Here is a 17,898-nt window from a genome sequence, read left to right as displayed (position 1 = left end):
CCAAAAAAGGTTAGGAGAATTTTCCTAACCTTTTGCTTTTTTCTGCTTCATGGCTGATAAGAATGCCACAATGAGAAAACTCACAGCAAAAATCACCATCATATAAATAAAAAAGTTTGGCTTGATCTGAAAAGTAAATGCGGACGAGCCTTCCATTTCAAAAGCGAGACTGTTAAATAATAAAGCATCATTCGTTTTTGATTGAAATAAATGATAGAACAGTACACCGATTGTCAGCATCGGAAAGCCTAAGAATCCGAGAAAACTACCAACTATCGCGCCTTGTTTCATCGCCTGTACGTTCATGATCGTTGTCCTCCCATTCCCCCAAGCAATAGCTGCTTCATAATGGACTTACCATCCCCCATAAACGGAAGAAGATAGAGTAATTGAATAAAATACGTGATTGAAAAAATGAAAAATCCTGTCGAAACCGGATTTTCTTTTAGAAATAAAATGGTCACAATGATGCCTGCTGCGCCAATCACACCGGGAACAAGCGGACCAAGCAGCGTAATCCATACCTGCTTTTTCTGAAATGGATCTAATACGGGCCTTACAAACTTCACTGACATCATGTCACTCGCAAAAAAGCCTTGAGGCCCATCCCGCCCTGCAAATTTTCGATGCGCATAGCCATGTGCCGCCTCATGTAAGGCGGTTCCGGTAATTAACCCGAAATAAATAATCGTAAAATAAATCGCAATGGCTGCAATCGACGGATCAGGAATGAATAAAAAAGCGATCCCTGCCATGACCATGAAAAGCATCCAGAAAAAGATGATTTTACGTGTCACCATGAGCAAAGCCGTCCCAAAAATGTGAAGGAACGAGTGACCAGTACAATCAAATCGTTCCTTCATTTTGACTTGATACTGCTTGAAAAATTGACAGCAGGCTGTCACAATCCGATATGGTGAATGATAATGAATAGACAGCAAGTGATGCTGATTCAATCCCATCATCAGCTGATAAAAGTCACGAGCAATCACCGACTCATCGACCTGAAACAAATCGGCGAGCTCTGCGGTAATACTCGCTTCAGTTCTTTTACCGTCCACTTTCGTTAACATATGATAGGCACTTTCATTGATCGGGAGTGTGCTTCCATACTGCGTATCCGTGAGATGCCTCTTTTGTAAGGTCACATACGGCGCTAGTGCCGGTACCCGCTCAATCTTTAGCTTATTGTTAAGAAGTTGAATCATGTGAATACCTCCATGAAAAACCTTTGTATATGGCAAAGATGAGCAGACCCTCAAATGCAGCCATAAGCAGCCACTGAAGCGCTTGACTAGACGCCCCTATGACATAGTTCCCAATAAAAACAATCGGAATCATGAGTAAAATAAGCGCTCCAAATGAAAAAATGCCTGTGTAGGGATTGTTTCGATCTAGAGGAAGTAAGATACCTACCACATAAAAGAGCGCAGTGGCATTGCATAAGACGGCAGCACCAATCAATGCGTGCCAAATCTGATCAGGAAGCGTCAGCGTTGTCAGCATGAATAAAACAATTTGCAGTACACCTACGAGCAGAAGGCCGATAAATTTATATAAAGCCACTTCCCAAGATCTCAGACCAAATGTTTTATACATGCCCAGCATTCGTTTATCATTGCCAAACGAATTGAAGGCTGTTAAACCAGCAAGAGCGCATAGAACAAAAAATGCTTCATCTTCAAAGCGGAATCCAAACTGATAACGGACGAATAAGATCACAATGAGGAGAATAAGAAAGTTTAAAATGTTTTCTTCATTTCGCACCTGTGACTTCATTTCCTTCACAATAAGCGACCACTTCTTTGAAGAAGAGAACGGCAGCTTGTGTAAAAAGGTTAGCGCTTTTTTCTCTGCCATAATCGGCATCATCGCAAGAGAAAGAAATGCCCCGCCTGCCGATAAGAGGATGAACAGAATCAAAATGGCATAATTTACCCCTTCAGGAGGCATTCCTTGTGCCGCTAAGAAAAACGGTGCTGTCAAATACATCAAATGATAATCAAACTGAATATATGATTGCTGAATTTGACTAATATCAAAATGCGTCAATCCATACGCCACGACCAGTGCCAATAAAACAAATATCGCTGCAAATTTTTGCAACGGTAATTTTAATTTCAAAACGAGTAAATAAGTGATATTGTAAATAAACTGGAGCAGCATTAAGACAAAAAGCGACTGCAAAAGCACCATCAAAAAGAAAGTGAAGATAAAAAAAATACCAATTCCCTGGGCAATAAAATTAGGTAAAAGCAGAATGCCGATAAAAAATAAAACAAGCCCTGCCGCCACTGTCACCATCGGAATGAAGTATCCAAAACTTTTCTGAAAGGTAGAGAGCGGGAACCAGCTGAGCTGCATAGAAAACCGGTCTTGTTCAGGTGTTCTGACCTTGATCAAAACGAATAACAAGCTTGTAAATATAGAAGCATTGATCGCCATTGACACGACGAGTAATCCAAGTGAACGTTCATCTCCATTTAAGAAAGCCTTCATAAAGACACCTGTAAAGCTGTATCCGATAATGGCTCCCATTGTGACGGCAAACAAAAAGAATAAGACCACAATGATCCGCTTCGTTTGAGTATCAAAGAGCTTATACATCTCCTGCTGCCACATTTTAAGCATCATTTTAGAAATGATTAATGATTTCATCAAAATGTGCACCCCTATCACTTAACATTGAAGCTTTCAGAAACACCTGTTCCAGTGTGCTTGATTGATACTTCTCCTTTAAGGCTGAGACCGTTCCTTCATCCATTTTATTTCCTTTAGAAATAATGGCGATTTTGTGGCACAGCTCTTCCGCTGAAAGCATATCATGCGTTGAAAGCAAGATCGCACCATGGTGCTCGGCATACCGCTTCATCAGTTTCTTTGTGTTTATAACCGCTTCAATATCAAGTCCTCTAAAGGGCTCATCCATGATCACCAATTGACTATCAAGCATAAATGCAGCAATCAGCTGTGTCTTTTTTTTCATCCCATGTGAATAGGTTTCGATCGGTCTTGATAAAGCCGAGTTCATATCAAACAGTTCAATTAGTTGATTTCTTCTGTGAATTGTTTTACATTCATACATAGAAGAAACAAAATCTAAATATTCAGCACCAGTCAATGCTTCAGGGAGCAGCAGGTCATCTGGAACATAGGCTACTTGTTTTTTAAAGGATGGTTCATCATTTGTGACGTCCTGCAAGTGAACCCTTCCTTCTGTATGCTTAATAATGCCGAGTATACAGTTAATCATCGTTGTTTTACCCGAACCATTCGGTCCAGCAACAGCAACGATTTGATGAGGGTCGATCTTTAAATGAAAATCATTGACAGCAGTCACGTTATTTTTATACGTCTTGGTTAAATTCTCGATCGTAAACATATAACCTCCAAGTGTCTGCATATTCTTTAAAAACAGATCAGGCTAAACCGCCCGCCACAGACGGTTTAGCCCTGGTGTCTTATCTAAGAAGCAAAAAGATGAATCCTAAGTATAGCTACTTACATTCAATTTGGACTTTTAAGCCACTTTCCCACTGAACGGCTCCTGTAAAGCTGCCCTTGCCGTTTGCGATACACCAAACTGCTGCTCCTAGAACGACTGTTGCTCCCAATCCAAGAAGGACAGCAACAAATACTAAGAACCAAGCTTGGTCCATAATAGCAGGTTCCATAGTGGAATAGTCAACTTGCGGCGCTGCATAAGTCATACTTTTCACCTCCCAGCTTATGATGATCGTATCATAGGCGTCACACGCCAAACATCTACAGAACATCCCATTTTTGACCGAACATACATTTGATTAAAATGTGACTTTTTATTCAATTATTCACTTCCATCTGTTTAAACCCTCTCTTATTTACTAGATTTTGACACCCCATAAGAACCACAAGACCCATTTAATGTCATTTTCACCATCTTTTTTCTTCTTTTTTTCAAATAGTCCATATTTATCATCTATCATATTTATTCTTTCCTTTTTGTGAGATAGAAAGAATTCCCCCGATATATCAGATATAAAAGTCCTGATTATATGTCGCAATAATGCCAATTATGAAATATTTACTGATCATTCCGATAAAAGAGTGAGCACATTTTCCTTCTTCTCTTGACTCTAAAAATATGTATATACAAGAAAATCGATTGGGAAAAAAGCCCTTACCTTGTTCAGCACTACACAACAAATGACTCGCCTATTCTATGAAAAAAAGCAAAGCAGCCATGGCAGACTGCTTTGCTTTTTCAAATTTATGAGGAACTAGCAGCAGAGGATGCATCTGGAAAATGATTGTTCCCAATGATTTCACCGGCTGGCACAGAGAGTCCTGTATCCCCAGATCTCTTAAATGGAAGGAGCGGGAAAACAAGCTCTGCTAAATAATAAGCTTCTTCTAGGTGCGGGTATCCAGAAAATATAAATGTATCAATGCCTAGAGACTGGTATTCTATGATACGATCTGCTACTGTTTGCGGATCTCCGACGAGTGCTGTTCCTGCACCGCCGCGTACTAAACCAATGCCTGCCCAAAGATTTGGGCTGATTTCAAGTTTGTCTTTCCTCCCTTGGTGCAATTCCACCATTCGTCTTTGACCCACTGAGTCCAACCCCTGTAACACTTTTTGCGCCTCATCAATGGTTTTTTGATCTAAATGACGAATCAGATGTTCCGCTGCCTGCCATGCCTCCTCTTCGGTATCTCTCACAATCACATGAAGACGAATGCCAAACTTCACCGTTCTTCCTTCCTTTTCAGCCTGCTTCTTCACTTGTGTAATTTTCTCTTTCACTTGTGCAGGCGGTTCGCCCCAAGTTAAATAAACATCTGTATGCTTGGCGGCTGCTTGAATTCCTGCTGCTGATGATCCGCCAAAAAAGACTGGTGGATGGGGGGTTTGAGCTGGTGGGAATAACAGCCGGCCATTTTCTGCTTGTAGATGTTTGCCATGAAATTGTACATTTTCTCCTTTCAATAACCGCTTCCAAATCGTCAAAAACTCTTCTGTTGCCTCATAGCGTTCATCATGAGAAATGAACAGCCCATCTCCTTCAAGCTCCTCTTTACTTCCCCCTGCTACCACATTAATCAGCAGTCTCCCGCCTGAAAGACGATCTAATGTAGACGTCATTCTAGCAGCAACAGACGGCTGCATCAGCCCTGGTCTAAGAGCCACGAGAAACTTTAAATGAGTGGTTTCCGCAGCTAAAGCAGCTGCCGTCAGCCATGGATCTTCACATGATTTCCCAGTAGGCAGCAAGACCCCTGTATAACCAAGCTGATCAGCTGCTTGAGCAATCTGTTTAAAATATGGATAGTCTGCCTGTCTTGCCCCTTTCGCTGATCCTAAATAACGACCGTCTCCATGCGTTGGAATAAACCATAAAATATTCATGACATCGCCCCCTGTTATTATTCACCTTGATAACTAGTGCGCCACTTGAGCAGACGCTTTTCTAACAGACGTACAAATGAATCTGTCAGCTTACCTACTACTGCAAAGATGATAATTCCTACAAACACTTTATCCGTTTGAGAGAATTGCCTTGCATCCATAATCATATAGCCGACGCCGCTGCTTGAACCCATCAACTCAGCTACCACTAAACCAAGCCAAGCAATTCCTAATGACAGTCTCACGCCCAGAAGAATATGAGGAAGAGCAGCCGGTAAAATCAGCTTTGTGATGCTTTGATACACATTAAACTCTAAGGCGCGAGCCACATCAAATAGCTTATTGTCTACACTGCGAATACCTAGAAACGTATTAATATAAATCGGAAAAAAAGCCCCAAGTGCAATCAATAAAATTTTCGCTGTTTCATCAAAACCAAACCAGAGGATGAATAAAGGAGTGACCGCTAAATGTGGAACGGTTCTCAGCATTTGCAAGGTCGGATCTACATACTGCTCTGTTTTTTTAGAAAACCCTGCGCATACGCCCAGCAAAAGACCTAAACCTCCCCCAAGTAAAAATCCACATATCGCTCGATAAAGGCTGATGTATAGATGGCCAAACAGTTCACCGGAACGAAATAAATCTCGAAAAGATTCTGCAATCAAGACAGGCGCTGGAAGTACAGTGGAAGAAACAATTTGAGAACCAGCTATGATCTGCCAAACCGCAATAAGTAGAACAGGTAATACCAGTCCCTTTAACTTATATAAAGAAGAAGCTTTTCTCCTTTTTTTCTTTGCCCGCTCGATTTTAGATGCTAAAGCCGGATTCGATACAGCTTTCATTCATCCATCTCCTCTTTCAGCATTTTTTCAATAAACGAATTATCTACAACCTGATTAACATCAATTTTCCGCTGGATCGCCTTTGTTTTGTATTGAAAATCAGCGGTATGCTGCTGGGCATTGATGATCTTCTTAGAAATGGGCTTATTGAGTGGCTCCGTATTGTTTAATACTTGTGTGACAACCTTCTTATCTAAATTTTTTAAACGCGCATATAGAGTAACAGCCTCTTCTGGATGTGATTTCTGCCACTTCACCGCATGGTCATATACCTTTAAGAATTTCACCACTAGTTCAGGATGCTGATCAGCAAACTGAGTTCGAACAAGTGTGAAACCTGGAGAATATAAATCGGTCGCTTCCCCATTCACCAGCAGCTTTGCTCCTTTCTTTATCGTTTCAAGTGATAAGAACGGCTCCCAGATCGACCAAGCATCAACGGACCCATTTTCAAATGCTGATATCGCTTCATCTGGCTGAAGCTGAATGATCTGAACATCCTTCGCAGATAAACCTGCCTGATCTAATACTTTGTATAAAAAGTCAAAGCCGCTGCTCCCTTTAGCGACAGCAATTTTTTTCCCTTTTAAGTCTTCTACTTTTTGAATCTCACTGTTCTTATTCACTAAAATACCGTTCGCTTTCAGCCCATCCTGAGATAAACCAATTTCCTTAAAATCAATACCAGCTGCCTGACCTGCTATAACAGGTGAGTTTCCAACTTGCGTGAAATCTAATTGATTTGCAGCAAGTCCTTCAAATTGGGGAGGTCCACTTTGAAACTCCACCCACTTTACCTTCACTCCTTCTTTTTCAAATGATTGTTCAAACCACCCCTTTTCCTTTGCTAAAAGCAGCGGGCTCAAACTTTGCTGAATCCCAATCCTAATTTCTTTCACCTTGTTTTCCGAGCCGTCTGCTGCTTGATCACACCCTGCTAAAACAAGCAGCAGACTCAAAAAGATAACGATCATTTGTTTCTTTTTCATGCGATTTCCCCTCCCTAAATCCCTAAGCCATCGGTTAGTAACAATTCATCTGTTTTCTCAAATTCTGAAAGCACCTTTTGTCTTAAGCTTTGAAAAGCGGTTGACGTTCTATCACGCGGAAAAGGCAGGTTCACAGGAAGAATCTTATGGATTCGGCCAGGTCTCGCTTGCATTAGCACAATTTCATTTCCTAAATAAATCGATTCATCAATATCATGAGTTACGAGCATCATCGTTGTTTTTTTCTCCTGCCAAATGTCCAGCAGCACATCCTGCAAGTGTTTTCGTGTGAATGCATCCAGTGCACCAAATGGTTCATCCAGCAATAAGATCTCCGGATCACGAAGGAGTGCTCTCGCAATGGCAACCCGTTGTGACATTCCTCCTGAAAGCTCATGTGGATAAGCATGTTCAAATCCTTTTAATCGAACAATTTCAATCAATTCATCCACTTTGCGGCGTACATCCTGTTGTTTTAAATTGAAATTGGCCGCTATGTTTTCTTCAACCGTCAGCCATGGAAACAGGCGGTGTTCCTGAAAGATAAAGCCCTGTTTCATTCCTGGTTCTGTGATCCGTCTGCCTCCTATCAAAATTTGCCCATCATACGCTGTGTCGAGGCCGCTTATGATCTTTAGCAATGTACTTTTCCCACATCCGCTCGGACCAATCACTGTCACAAATTCACCGGGAATAATGCTCAATCTTAAGTCTTCAAGTACCCGAATGGTCTGTTTGTCTTTCCAAAAGGATTTATCCACAATATCAATTGAAATCGTCATTGAAACCTCCACTCCTCTTACGATCAGATAAATACACAGAAAGGCCCTTATCCCAAAAAAGAGATAAGAGCCTTCGCGTTGTCCGATCAGCTAATCATATTGATTTGTTAGCACCATCCTAAATCATATTAATCCCATAAATCAACTCAAATTTATAAAATGGTTATTTTGTCCTTGTATGCTTTTCATCAATCCGATCGTAAATCGCTTCTATTCGTTCCTTGTTACTGTAAATCTCATATTTGTTCCGCTCAATCAAGATATCGAGTGTCAGATCCATATGTTTTCTGTATTTTTTTCGTTTTTTCTTTTTTTCCATCTTCTTCATCCTTTCTCATTCAAATAAAAAAAGGCTCTTCACTCATATTTGAGTGATAGAGCCTTCGGTTGACCGATCAGCCATTCTTGTTCGTGTTTTCAGTATGCTCATGTTAATACACACTATTCCTACCTGTCAACTATATTTATTGTTTTTTCAGATTTATCTAAAAAATGATTGACCGAGCAGGGAACAAGATTTATAGTCTTATTAAATATTTCTTATCAAAACAGTTGGTTTTATCTAACAAAAGGAGGATACACACATGTCAGAAGAACGTCCATTTCGTTTAGAAACAAAAGCCATTCACGCAGGTCAGGAGCTTGATTCAGCGACCTATTCAAGAGCCGTGCCTATTTACCAAACAAGCTCATTTGGTTTTAGAGACAGTGAGCATGCAGCGAATTTATTTGGTCTTCAGGAACCGGGAAATATTTATTCACGTATTATGAACCCTACAAATGACGTATTTGAAAAGCGTATCGCTGAGCTTGAAGGTGGAATTGGTGCACTTGCTGTTTCTTCTGGACAAGCAGCGACGACTTATTCTATTTTAAACATCGCAGGAGCCGGAGATGAAATCGTTTCCTCAAGCAGTCTTTATGGCGGCACCTACAATTTATTTGCCCATACACTCAAAAAACTCGGAATTACTGTAAAATTTGTCGATTCATCCAACCTTGAAGAACTCGAAGCAGCGATCACTGACAAAACAAAGGCAGTTTATGCAGAGAGCATTGGGAATCCAAAAGGCGACATTTTACATATTGAAGCCATCTCAGCCATTGCACACAAGCATCATATCCCGCTTATTGTTGACAATACACTCGCCAGCCCTTATTTATTAAGACCTATTGAATTCGGTGCAGACATTGTCGTCCACTCAGCGACGAAATTTATTGGCGGCCATGGTACATCAATTGGCGGCGTCATCGTTGATAGCGGCCGATTCCCTTGGGCTGACAGCGATAAGTTTAAAGGGCTGACTGAACCAGATCCAAGCTATCACGGGCTGACCTATACAGAAGCAATTGGAGAAGCGGCTTATATCACAAAAGCACGAGTACAGCTATTACGTGATTTAGGGGCAGCTCTGTCGCCATTCAACTCATTTTTACTTCTGCAGGGCTTAGAAACATTACACCTTCGTCTTGAGCGGCATAGTGAAAATGCATTGAAAACAGCACAATTCTTACAGGATCACCCTCTTGTCGATTGGGTAAGCTATCCAGGTCTTGAAAGTCACGAATCATATGAGCTTGCTCAAACCTATTTACCAAAAGGACAAGGCGCGATCCTCACATTCGGTATTAAAGGTGGACGCGAAGCAGGTAAAAAGCTCATTGATTCTGTCCAGCTTTTCTCCCATCTCGCAAACGTGGGTGATTCTAAATCCCTCATCATTCACCCTGCCAGCACAACGCATCAGCAATTAAGCGAGGCAGAACAAAAAGCGACAGGTGTCACACCAGAGCTCATTCGTTTATCTGTTGGAACAGAAGCGATTGAAGATATTCTTGAAGATCTTGAACAGGCGATGAAAAAAAGTCAGTCTGAATGACAATGACATAGAAAAAAGCACACGGCTGTGTGCTTTTTTATTGTTTATTAATGATTGAGTAATCGAATGTCTTGGAAAGGATAAAATACAAATGAGGTAGTTCCTTGAATATCACGCTTTGTAAAAAGACCTAAGCCGTTGCGGCTGTCCATTGAATTTTGGCGGTTGTCCCCCATGACAAAGTACTTTCCTTTTGGAACAGTCAAAGGGCCAAAATCAGGTGTCAGCAAGGTGCCATCTGCAGCTGCTTTCTTTTTGTTTGACGCTAAGTAAGGCTCCGCCACTTTTTTTCCATTAACATATAGCTGATCATTTTTCATTTCAATTTTATCACCAGGTAAACCAATCAATCGTTTGACATAATGAGTGCTGCGGTCTTCCCCATCAAGAACAATGATCTGTCCCCGTTTATAATCACCGAAATAATCAACCGTTTTATTCACAAACACCCGCTCTGTGTTATGCAGTGTTGGGTCCATAGAAGTCCCCTTCACAATATACGGTGCGAATAAAAAGTTCCGAATGATAAAAACAGCAATAAATGCGATTAAGATGGCTTTGATCCAGCCCCATAATTCTGATTTCTTTTTTTGTGTTTTTGTATTTGTTGTCATAAGCTCCTCCTGAATTCCCCAAGGACGAAATGTGTGTCACCAGCTGCCAGCCGGCGTCACGCTTGTTTCTCCCTAAATATAAACATATTTTGCCAACAAATCAAGCGAAGAGAGAGAAAAAGGCAAGCACCTTTCTGTGCTTGCCCAAAACTCAGTTAGTTAGCAGAAGAATCCGCTTCTTTTTCTTTGTTTGCTTTACCATAGAAATAATCCGATGGATTCACTGGTTTGAAATCAGATAACTTATGGAATCGAAGTAGATCCCTATAGAGCACTTTATCTGAAAGACTTAACTGATTATCAACACGGGCTTTAATCGCCTCTGTCTTTTTATTTTGTTTCACCACTTTACCTGTTTTCGTATCATAAACGGTATTATCGACAAGTGTGTATTTCGGTGTCACATAGTTTCCATTACGGAAGGCAACAGTCTCATCATGCTTTTTAGAGAATAGGTCTGTTCCAAAATTCACGAATTCATTTGAATCAATACCTTGTAAGTGAAGAAGTGTTGGCATAACGTCGACTTCACCACCATACGTATGGTTCACGCCGCCCTTCTTACCGGGAATACGTATCATAAGCGGAACACGCTGGTTTTGTGCATTTTGATAAGGAGTGATTTCTTTCCCTTGAATTTCACTCATTGCACGGTTATGGTTCTCAGAAATACCGTTATGGTCACCATATAATAAAATGACTGAGTCTTTATACATACCTGATTTTTTCAAGTCTTTGAAGAATTGCTCTAATGACTCATCTAAATATCTTGCTGTTTGGAAATAGTTATCGACTGTTTTATCGCCAGTTGTTGCCTTAGCGATTGTCGCATCTTTTTCATCTAAATTAAATGGATAGTGATTTGTCAGTGTCATTAAATGTGCATAAAATGGCTTTTTCATTGATTCTAGCATTGGAATTGATTCTTTGAAGAACGGTTTATCCTTCAGACCCATATTCACAAGGTTTTCTTCATCCATGTTGTAATAGGAAGCATCAAAGAATTGATCAATTCCCATATGTTTATAAATCGTGTCACGGTTCCAGAAAGATTTATAGTCCCCGTGAAGCACTGCACTCGTATAGCCTGCTTTTTGATCTAGGATGGCAGGTAGTGATTGGAAGGTATTTTCACCCTTTGTCACAAATGCTGCTCCCTCTGGCAAGCCAAACATACTATTATCCATCATCAGCTCAGCATCTGATGTCTTCCCTTGACCAGTCTGATGGAAGAAGTTATCGAAATACGTAAAGTCGTCTTTCCCATGAGCCAGTTTGTTTAAGAATGGAGTCACTTCTTCTCCATTTAATTTGTAGTCAATTAAGAAAGACTGGAAGCTTTCTAAATGAATTTTAATAATGTTTTTGCCTTTTGCTTTACCAAAATACTCTGCATTTGGCTTCGCATAGTGAGAAGACGTATAGTTCACAACATCCGTTAAATCTTCACTGCTTGCATTTGCTACCTGTGTTGCGTTTTGTGCTGCTTGTACCCCGTCATAAATCGTATAGTTATAAACACCTAAGTATTTGACAACATACTTATGATCAAAGGTTCTCGTTAATAATTCTGGACGATCCTTTTCAGCCAAATGAAGGTTTACAAAGAACAGGCCAATACCTGCAGCTACAATCAGCAGTGCAAACGTCTTTTTCATTTGGAACTTCTTCACTTCTGGTCTCCAAATGACAATCGCAATCAAGATGATAATATCAAGGAAGTATAAAAGGTCATGCGGCTTAATGCTTGCTAACACACCGCCAGTCATGCCTCCCCCAAGATTTCCTGCCTGCTTCATTGTTGAGAAAGTCAAAAAGTCATCAAAGAAACGGTAATACGCTACATTTGCATATAAAAGTGCGGTCATAATAAAATCAATAACAATTAAAACAATGGCAGATTTACGCCCCTTCAAAAAGAGAGCAAGTCCAAAAAACACGATGGCTGAACTAAATGGATTCAATAAGAGAAGCCCCTCTTGAAAAGAACCTTTTACTCCTAAATTAAAGTCCATTTTGTAGGCTGTGTACGATTTTGCCCAGAATAAAAGGACAGCCAAAACAAAAAAGTTATATTTGTTTGCAAATATTTTTTTCATAAAACCTCTTCTTTCTTATCATCGTTCTGATATAAATGAAATCATAAAAAATTTACATTCATTTTGCAAATGTAAATCTTCTTCGCCAAGCATGCCGATGCTCTGTCTCCGCCGGATACATGCGCTCCTTTAATATAACGAATGAGAAGCATCATAAGTTTCAAAAAAATACGAGTAAATAAAAGGAAAAATATCCATTTACATTAAATTTACGCACACTTCATGTTTTAGTGGATGAAGAAGGTTTTGTAAATCACTCAGTATTACTTTACTTTTTTCATCTATTCGTGTCAAAGTAATTATAAAGAAAAGGAAGAATCACCTAGGCTTTTCGACTCATTTACCCAAATTTATACAAAATTCGATCCATGCTTCTTTTATTGTGACTCAACCTCCATTAATCCATGTACCTCCCTAAAAAAACAGTTTTACACAAAAAAAGCTTGATTTCCCCTACTGATGTGCGGTGTGATAAAGAGGTAGAACTTGAACACAACACTTATATGTTCATGACAAAAAAATCAGGCTGGAGGACATCACATGAAGATGAACAAACAAATCAACACTTTTGAAAAGAGATTTTCAGAAGATGTAGTCACTATCATTGCTGTTACAGGACCTTCTGGCGTAGGGGCAGGAAAAGCAGGACAGGCACCTCTTTGGACCGCTTCTATTCCACTGATTGCTTGGAAAGAAAACGGCCGTATCATAACCGAAAATGTAAGACTTTGCTGGTTAACAGATGACGAGGGATTAAGGGAAAAACAGGCACAATTACATAAAGAATCAATCGTTACACTTCAGGTTCAAAAAGGCGAAGGTGAATTCATGCTTGTATCTTTGATTGATACAGATACACAGGATCAAGCGCTTCAAGAAATTTTAGAAGAAGCCCAAATGCCTGTGTATTATCATGATGACATACTTGGAACCTTTGAGTTAGTAAAAGGACTAGACTTATTTGAAAAAACCATCCAATGGAGCAATGAAGAGTGCCTTCTCTACTTTAACCTCGAAGAAGATGAAAAAATAAATGACTCTCTTCGAACAGCAAACCACCTCATGCAAGAACAGGCCAAATGGGATTCTTCTATTAAATCATTTGCCGCGAATCAGCTGATAGATCTAGCAAAGGATTGGCAGGAACAAGACGAATCAGCTGAAGAGCAAGAAGAACTCACAATGAATCAATTTATAAGCCGCATTTCACTTGAAAGCCTGCATGTTTACCCTGAGGGAGAGTTTGAAGTCTACTATCATGACGGTGATTTATTTTGGGGGCATGTCATTATTGTCACAGGAAATATAAATGGCACATTTCATGATGCACATATTGCAGGCTAAAGGCTGGAGGAATAACCCATGGAAATCAAAGCTTTTCAAGAATTAAATCTAATCGGGAAAACGCCAGCCATCGCCAAAATTGGCGGCTTCCGTCCTGATCCAGCTGTACACAGCTGGTTTGCAGGTCATTTTTTCATCGATCCTAATCAAGGCTGGCCGATAGATCAAGATGGAGCCATGATTCCGATTTTACAAATTTATTTACCAGAAGTGCCAGGAGGAATGAACGGCTTCAATGAATGTAAGCTGATTCAAATTTTTCTTAATCAGAATACACTTCCGATTGATCTCACCAAAAACGGCGAAGGCTGGAAGCTCATTGAATATTCATCAATCGAAGGTTTAGAAGTAGCTGAAACTCCTGAAGAAGTGAGAGGGCTCAAAGCTTTTCAAATCCAATGGAACAAAAGTGAGCAAAGGGACTTCCCTTGCTGGGAAGAGGCATGGTCATATGTGGACCTAACAGAAGTAAACGAAAGTGAAGAAGCGACAGACCACTTCTTTAATCAATACACAAATTATTCGTTCACAAAAATCGGTGGATATGGGGCGTATATTCAATCCCCGCCCCATCAACAACAAGGCGAATTCATGCTCCAAATCGCCTCAGAAGAAAAACCTCGTTTCATGATTGGTGATAACGGCACGATGTATTTCTATTATGACCAAGAATCAAAAGAATGGTTTATGCACTGGGATTGTTTTTAATGTTTATTGAATGAAACCTCGCCTTCTCCTAAACGTAATGAGTAACAATGAAAGGAGGCAGCAAAATGGGATTCATTCTAGACATCTTTTCACTTGCTGTGTATATTCCTTTTCTACAAGTGGATGAAGAGGAGATCTCGAGGAACGCAGCACATCTCAAAAAATATAGCTGGTTTCAAACACTATTACATGAACAAACTTGCAGGGAGCTCATCATTTATGATCCCGATGTTCGACGTGTCATAGGCAGGTTTAAAACGGAGAAACTCCATAAGAAGCGATACAACTTAAGATGCGAACGTAAATTACTGCAAGCATTACAACGCGCATTCTAAACTGACAACAAGAGCCGCACTTTCCTGTGGCTCTTGTTTTATTAATAGAATCGTTCCTTTTGAAGAAAACATTTGACGCCTGGACAACTCTCCCCGTATATTATGTATAAATCCATCTTTTTCAAAGAAAAGGGGGCCTCACATGCGCTTGTTTAAGAACTGGAGAAAAAAGCAGCCTGCACAGCAAATCACTTCAGAAAAGCAAGAAGACAGCATCCCAGTCAACTTCTCCACACTTCCCTTTGGCACAGACACCGTCGATGATTTTTTGTTCAACCTAGACCTGACCTCCAAGCTCACAGATCCCTATAAAGAAACAGATACGAACAAGCTTACCTAGATCTTCGTAAATCCTCATCCAATACTGGATGATTTTTTTATACTCAATGAAAGGTGTATCCAATGAAAACATATTATATCGTCAGACACTGCCAAGCAGATGCACAATCTAAAGCTGCAGCTTTAACCCCACAAGGCATCACTCAATCTCATGAACTGACACAGTTTTTTTCCAGCATTCATCTCAATCAAATTATCTCAAGTCCTTATAAACGAGCGATCCAAACTACTGAGCCCCTTGCTCATGCAAAACAGCTCGAGATAAAAATCGATCAGCGCCTCTCTGAACGTGTATTAAGCAGCAAACCAATAGATGATTGGTTTGAGAAGCTAAAGCTCAGTTTTACAGACTTACATATGACCTGTGAAGGCGGAGAATCGAGCCAAGAAGCCATGAATCGTATTGTAGAAGCACTCCACGAACAAATAAAATTAGAAAAAGATCATACCCTATTCGTCACACATGGCAATATCATGAGCCTGCTTCTTAAACACGCTGATCCAACGATTGGATTCGAGGAGTGGAAGAAACTAAGCAATCCAGATGTCTATATTCTGAAATATTTTAGTCCAGATCATATAGAAACAAAGCGAATATGGCATTAAAAAAACGGCAGAATGAACTCTGCCGTTTTCTCATCTATTGCTGATAATAAAATGCCTCTACCCACTCATACGGTTTCTTACGCTCCGCACACCATGTCATAAAGCCTCTTGTCTCCGTCTGCTGAAACGCCATCCAGTCCTTTAAAAGCTGGCCATAATAGACGGCTTGTTTTTGAACATTGGTACGAATTCTTTTATTTTGAATCAGCATCATAACATTTTCAATCCCTTGAATTCTCTCTTGATCCTTCTCATAGGTGCTTAAATAAAGATCTTCATGTATATGGTGAAACGAATACCACAAGGCCGATAAATAGATTTCACAAATTTGAAAAATCACACGCTGTTCCTTGCTGCCCCCAAGCTCTAGTGCCTTCAATAAATGAGGCAGCCCTTCTCCCTGATGTACAAACAAACCTTGCCAGCGATACAGTCTTACATCCAATGGGTCAACTTTCTCCCACGTTTGAAAAACAGGCTGGATCACCCCATTTACCAGCGGATACACAAGCAGATGATGACCATCCTCAAACCGTTCAATCCACTCAAACAGCCAAGCAGCAAATTCACGCTGTTCTTCAAAATCGTTCTCTTTCATCTCTTCAATAAAGGCCTGAAGAACGTTTAGCGCATCTTTACGCAGGCCCTGTTCTTTTCTCACACAGTACTGTCTAAAAAGAGGATAATCATTTACTCCCTCGTCTTGAATAATAGCCTGTAATATCGTCTTCGTTTGCATGATCACAACGCCGCCTCTTTACATCCATTCTTTTCTATGTTCATGAATAAATTGAATGTCTTTTTGATAATGTTCAAGATGTCCTTCTTGAATCATGTTTTGAAAAGCGATATCACCCTCACACGCTTGTCGTTTCATATACTGACATAACCCTTCTAAACGAAGCAGCACCATATCCAAATAATCTTCTGCTATTTCCTCGCCATAAGATTCAAAAAACAGTTTGACTCTATGCTTTATCTGGTCTGCATGGTCTAATGAAAGATAATTCACGACCTCCCCTGTTTCAGTGCGAAAAAATCTACTGAGAGGCACACATGTATAAAGGGTATATGCGATATCCCAAAGCCTTGGACCAGGAGCAGCTACATCAAAATCAATAATTCCCACTGGTTTTTCGTTATTGAAAATGATATTGTACATAGCAAAATCATTATGGCATACAACCTCTATGTTGTTAGGCGTATTGTCCATTCGTTCCCAATCATCTGAAATGGAGAAGTCCTGAACAGCATCATGATAAAGCCTTAACATGCTCGCTATTTCTTTTAAAACATCGTGAGTACACATGTATTCTTTTAAAGGATCATGACCGGCCACGCCATCAATAAAGGACAATATCTCTCTACCTTGTTCATCAACCCCTAAAAACTTTGGAGCATAGGAGAAATTCTTTTTTTCTAAATGCTTTAGCAGCTTTTGTATATTGATATTGTCTGACTTTTCCTCTCGACGAACCGTATCTCCAGAACGATATACGTTCGAGACATTGCCACCTGTCAATAACTCCTCATGATCATTTTGTTTTTTCATAAATTCTCCCCTCATACTGGGTCATGTCAGCTAAAGATGTGTATGTACCCACAAATATTCATTTAGTTACACAAAGATGGTTCACTGTTTTATGTGAATGCGCTGCTCCATTTTGTTTCATTACATGGTTAAATGTATCTTATCAAATGTTGCAAATCATCTAAAGATTATTCTGCCAAAAGAAGTACATACTCATTATTTTCTAATAGGTTCCTATTTTTTATCTAAATAACTCATTTAAACCACAAAAAAACGTTTTACCACGAGGATGAAACGTTAGGTTCATGGAAAAACCAATCATGAAAATTTTAAAAGATACCGGTGGCCGGGGTCGAACCAGCACTCCGTGATAAATTATTCTAAAAAGGCAAGGTATACCCTCTTAAAGTAAAGCCCCTGTTAATGAAAAG

At 40.0% G+C, this 17,898-nt stretch carries 20 protein-coding genes; 6 read left to right on the top strand and 14 right to left on the bottom strand.

Translation table 11 applies throughout. From position 1 onward, the window contains the following. Positions 1-24: 24 nt before the first annotated feature. The 10 genes from NSS65_RS04470 to NSS65_RS04425 all read right to left on the bottom strand — a co-directional run bounded on the left by NSS65_RS04470 (position 25) and on the right by NSS65_RS04425 (position 8,330). Positions 25-306, bottom strand: coding sequence for a hypothetical protein (locus tag NSS65_RS04470; RefSeq protein ID WP_024425332.1), 282 nt, complete (start codon positions 304-306; stop codon positions 25-27). Next, complete coding sequence (locus NSS65_RS04465) at positions 303-1,208, bottom strand: PqqD family protein (protein WP_034282303.1); 906 nt, start codon at positions 1,206-1,208, stop codon at positions 303-305. The genes NSS65_RS04470 and NSS65_RS04465 overlap by 4 nt, the downstream gene beginning before the upstream one ends. Then, complete coding sequence (locus NSS65_RS04460) at positions 1,192-2,658, bottom strand: hypothetical protein (RefSeq protein ID WP_211042991.1); 1,467 nt, start codon at positions 2,656-2,658, stop codon at positions 1,192-1,194. The genes NSS65_RS04465 and NSS65_RS04460 overlap by 17 nt, the downstream gene beginning before the upstream one ends. Continuing rightward, a complete protein-coding gene (locus NSS65_RS04455) occupies positions 2,636-3,382 on the bottom strand; it encodes an ABC transporter ATP-binding protein (RefSeq protein WP_211042992.1) in 747 nt (248 codons plus the stop codon). The genes NSS65_RS04460 and NSS65_RS04455 overlap by 23 nt, the downstream gene beginning before the upstream one ends. Positions 3,383-3,497: 115 nt before the next feature. Continuing rightward, on the bottom strand, positions 3,498-3,710 hold the full coding sequence (locus NSS65_RS04450) for a hypothetical protein (protein ID WP_012009371.1): 213 nt from the start codon (positions 3,708-3,710) through the stop codon (positions 3,498-3,500). Positions 3,711-4,249: 539 nt separating this feature from the next. Further along, complete coding sequence (gene ssuD, locus NSS65_RS04445; protein ID WP_061109585.1) at positions 4,250-5,392, bottom strand: FMNH2-dependent alkanesulfonate monooxygenase; 1,143 nt, start codon at positions 5,390-5,392, stop codon at positions 4,250-4,252. Between the two features lie 17 nt (positions 5,393-5,409). Continuing rightward, positions 5,410-6,240: an ABC transporter permease gene (locus NSS65_RS04440; RefSeq protein WP_061109584.1), complete on the bottom strand. Its 831-nt coding sequence runs from the start codon at positions 6,238-6,240 to the stop codon at positions 5,410-5,412. Further along, a complete protein-coding gene (locus tag NSS65_RS04435) occupies positions 6,237-7,229 on the bottom strand; it encodes an aliphatic sulfonate ABC transporter substrate-binding protein (RefSeq protein ID WP_211042993.1) in 993 nt (330 codons plus the stop codon). Before NSS65_RS04435 ends, NSS65_RS04440 begins: the two co-directional genes overlap by 4 nt. 14 nt (positions 7,230-7,243) lie before the next feature. Continuing rightward, positions 7,244-8,011, bottom strand: a complete 768-nt coding sequence (locus NSS65_RS04430; RefSeq protein ID WP_024427408.1) for an ABC transporter ATP-binding protein — start codon at positions 8,009-8,011, stop codon at positions 7,244-7,246. Between the two features lie 163 nt (positions 8,012-8,174). Then, a complete protein-coding gene (locus tag NSS65_RS04425; protein WP_029707817.1) occupies positions 8,175-8,330 on the bottom strand; it encodes an FbpB family small basic protein in 156 nt (51 codons plus the stop codon). A gap of 265 nt (positions 8,331-8,595) precedes the next feature. Between NSS65_RS04425 and NSS65_RS04420 the strand changes: the two genes are divergently transcribed. After that, the gene (locus NSS65_RS04420) at positions 8,596-9,891 is read left to right on the top strand and encodes a homocysteine synthase (RefSeq protein ID WP_061109582.1); all 1,296 of its coding nucleotides are present in this window, start codon (positions 8,596-8,598) and stop codon (positions 9,889-9,891) included. Between the two features lie 47 nt (positions 9,892-9,938). On the opposite strand, the gene lepB is transcribed toward NSS65_RS04420, so the two are convergent. Next, on the bottom strand, positions 9,939-10,505 hold the full coding sequence (lepB, locus tag NSS65_RS04415; RefSeq protein WP_041116900.1) for a signal peptidase I: 567 nt from the start codon (positions 10,503-10,505) through the stop codon (positions 9,939-9,941). A 155-nt stretch (positions 10,506-10,660) separates the two neighbouring features. Further along, positions 10,661-12,604: an LTA synthase family protein gene (locus NSS65_RS04410; protein WP_326135005.1), complete on the bottom strand. Its 1,944-nt coding sequence runs from the start codon at positions 12,602-12,604 to the stop codon at positions 10,661-10,663. Between the two features lie 540 nt (positions 12,605-13,144). On the opposite strand from NSS65_RS04410, the gene NSS65_RS04405 reads away from it, so the two are divergent. The 5 genes from NSS65_RS04405 (at position 13,145) to NSS65_RS04385 (ending at position 15,936) form a co-directional block, all read left to right on the top strand. Continuing rightward, the gene (locus NSS65_RS04405; protein WP_041116897.1) at positions 13,145-13,948 is read left to right on the top strand and encodes a DUF2262 domain-containing protein; all 804 of its coding nucleotides are present in this window, start codon (positions 13,145-13,147) and stop codon (positions 13,946-13,948) included. An 18-nt stretch (positions 13,949-13,966) separates the two neighbouring features. Next, the gene (locus tag NSS65_RS04400; protein ID WP_041116895.1) at positions 13,967-14,656 is read left to right on the top strand and encodes a DUF1963 domain-containing protein; all 690 of its coding nucleotides are present in this window, start codon (positions 13,967-13,969) and stop codon (positions 14,654-14,656) included. A gap of 65 nt (positions 14,657-14,721) precedes the next feature. Next, positions 14,722-14,991 (top strand): hypothetical protein, encoded by a 270-nt coding sequence (locus NSS65_RS04395; protein WP_034282314.1) that lies wholly within the window; start codon positions 14,722-14,724, stop codon positions 14,989-14,991. A 142-nt stretch (positions 14,992-15,133) separates the two neighbouring features. Continuing rightward, entirely contained in the window at positions 15,134-15,331 is a 198-nt protein-coding gene (locus NSS65_RS04390; protein ID WP_034282315.1) for a hypothetical protein, read from the top strand. Positions 15,332-15,393: 62 nt separating this feature from the next. After that, positions 15,394-15,936, top strand: coding sequence for a histidine phosphatase family protein (locus NSS65_RS04385; protein ID WP_326135004.1), 543 nt, complete (start codon positions 15,394-15,396; stop codon positions 15,934-15,936). Positions 15,937-15,970: 34 nt separating this feature from the next. Here the strand turns inward: NSS65_RS04385 and NSS65_RS04380 are convergent, their stop codons facing one another. Further along, a complete protein-coding gene (locus NSS65_RS04380; protein ID WP_211043020.1) occupies positions 15,971-16,675 on the bottom strand; it encodes a hypothetical protein in 705 nt (234 codons plus the stop codon). An 18-nt stretch (positions 16,676-16,693) separates the two neighbouring features. Continuing rightward, positions 16,694-17,488 (bottom strand): phosphotransferase, encoded by a 795-nt coding sequence (locus NSS65_RS04375; RefSeq protein ID WP_326135002.1) that lies wholly within the window; start codon positions 17,486-17,488, stop codon positions 16,694-16,696. Between the last annotated feature and the right edge of the window lie 410 nt (positions 17,489-17,898).

It is taken from the genome of Bacillus sp. FSL K6-1006 (genome assembly GCF_038593175.1).
GTDB lineage: Bacteria > Bacillota > Bacilli > Bacillales > Bacillaceae > Bacillus > Bacillus safensis.
The sequence above is the reverse complement of the archived record's forward strand: the minus strand, read 5'-3'. Positions and strand labels throughout refer to the sequence as shown.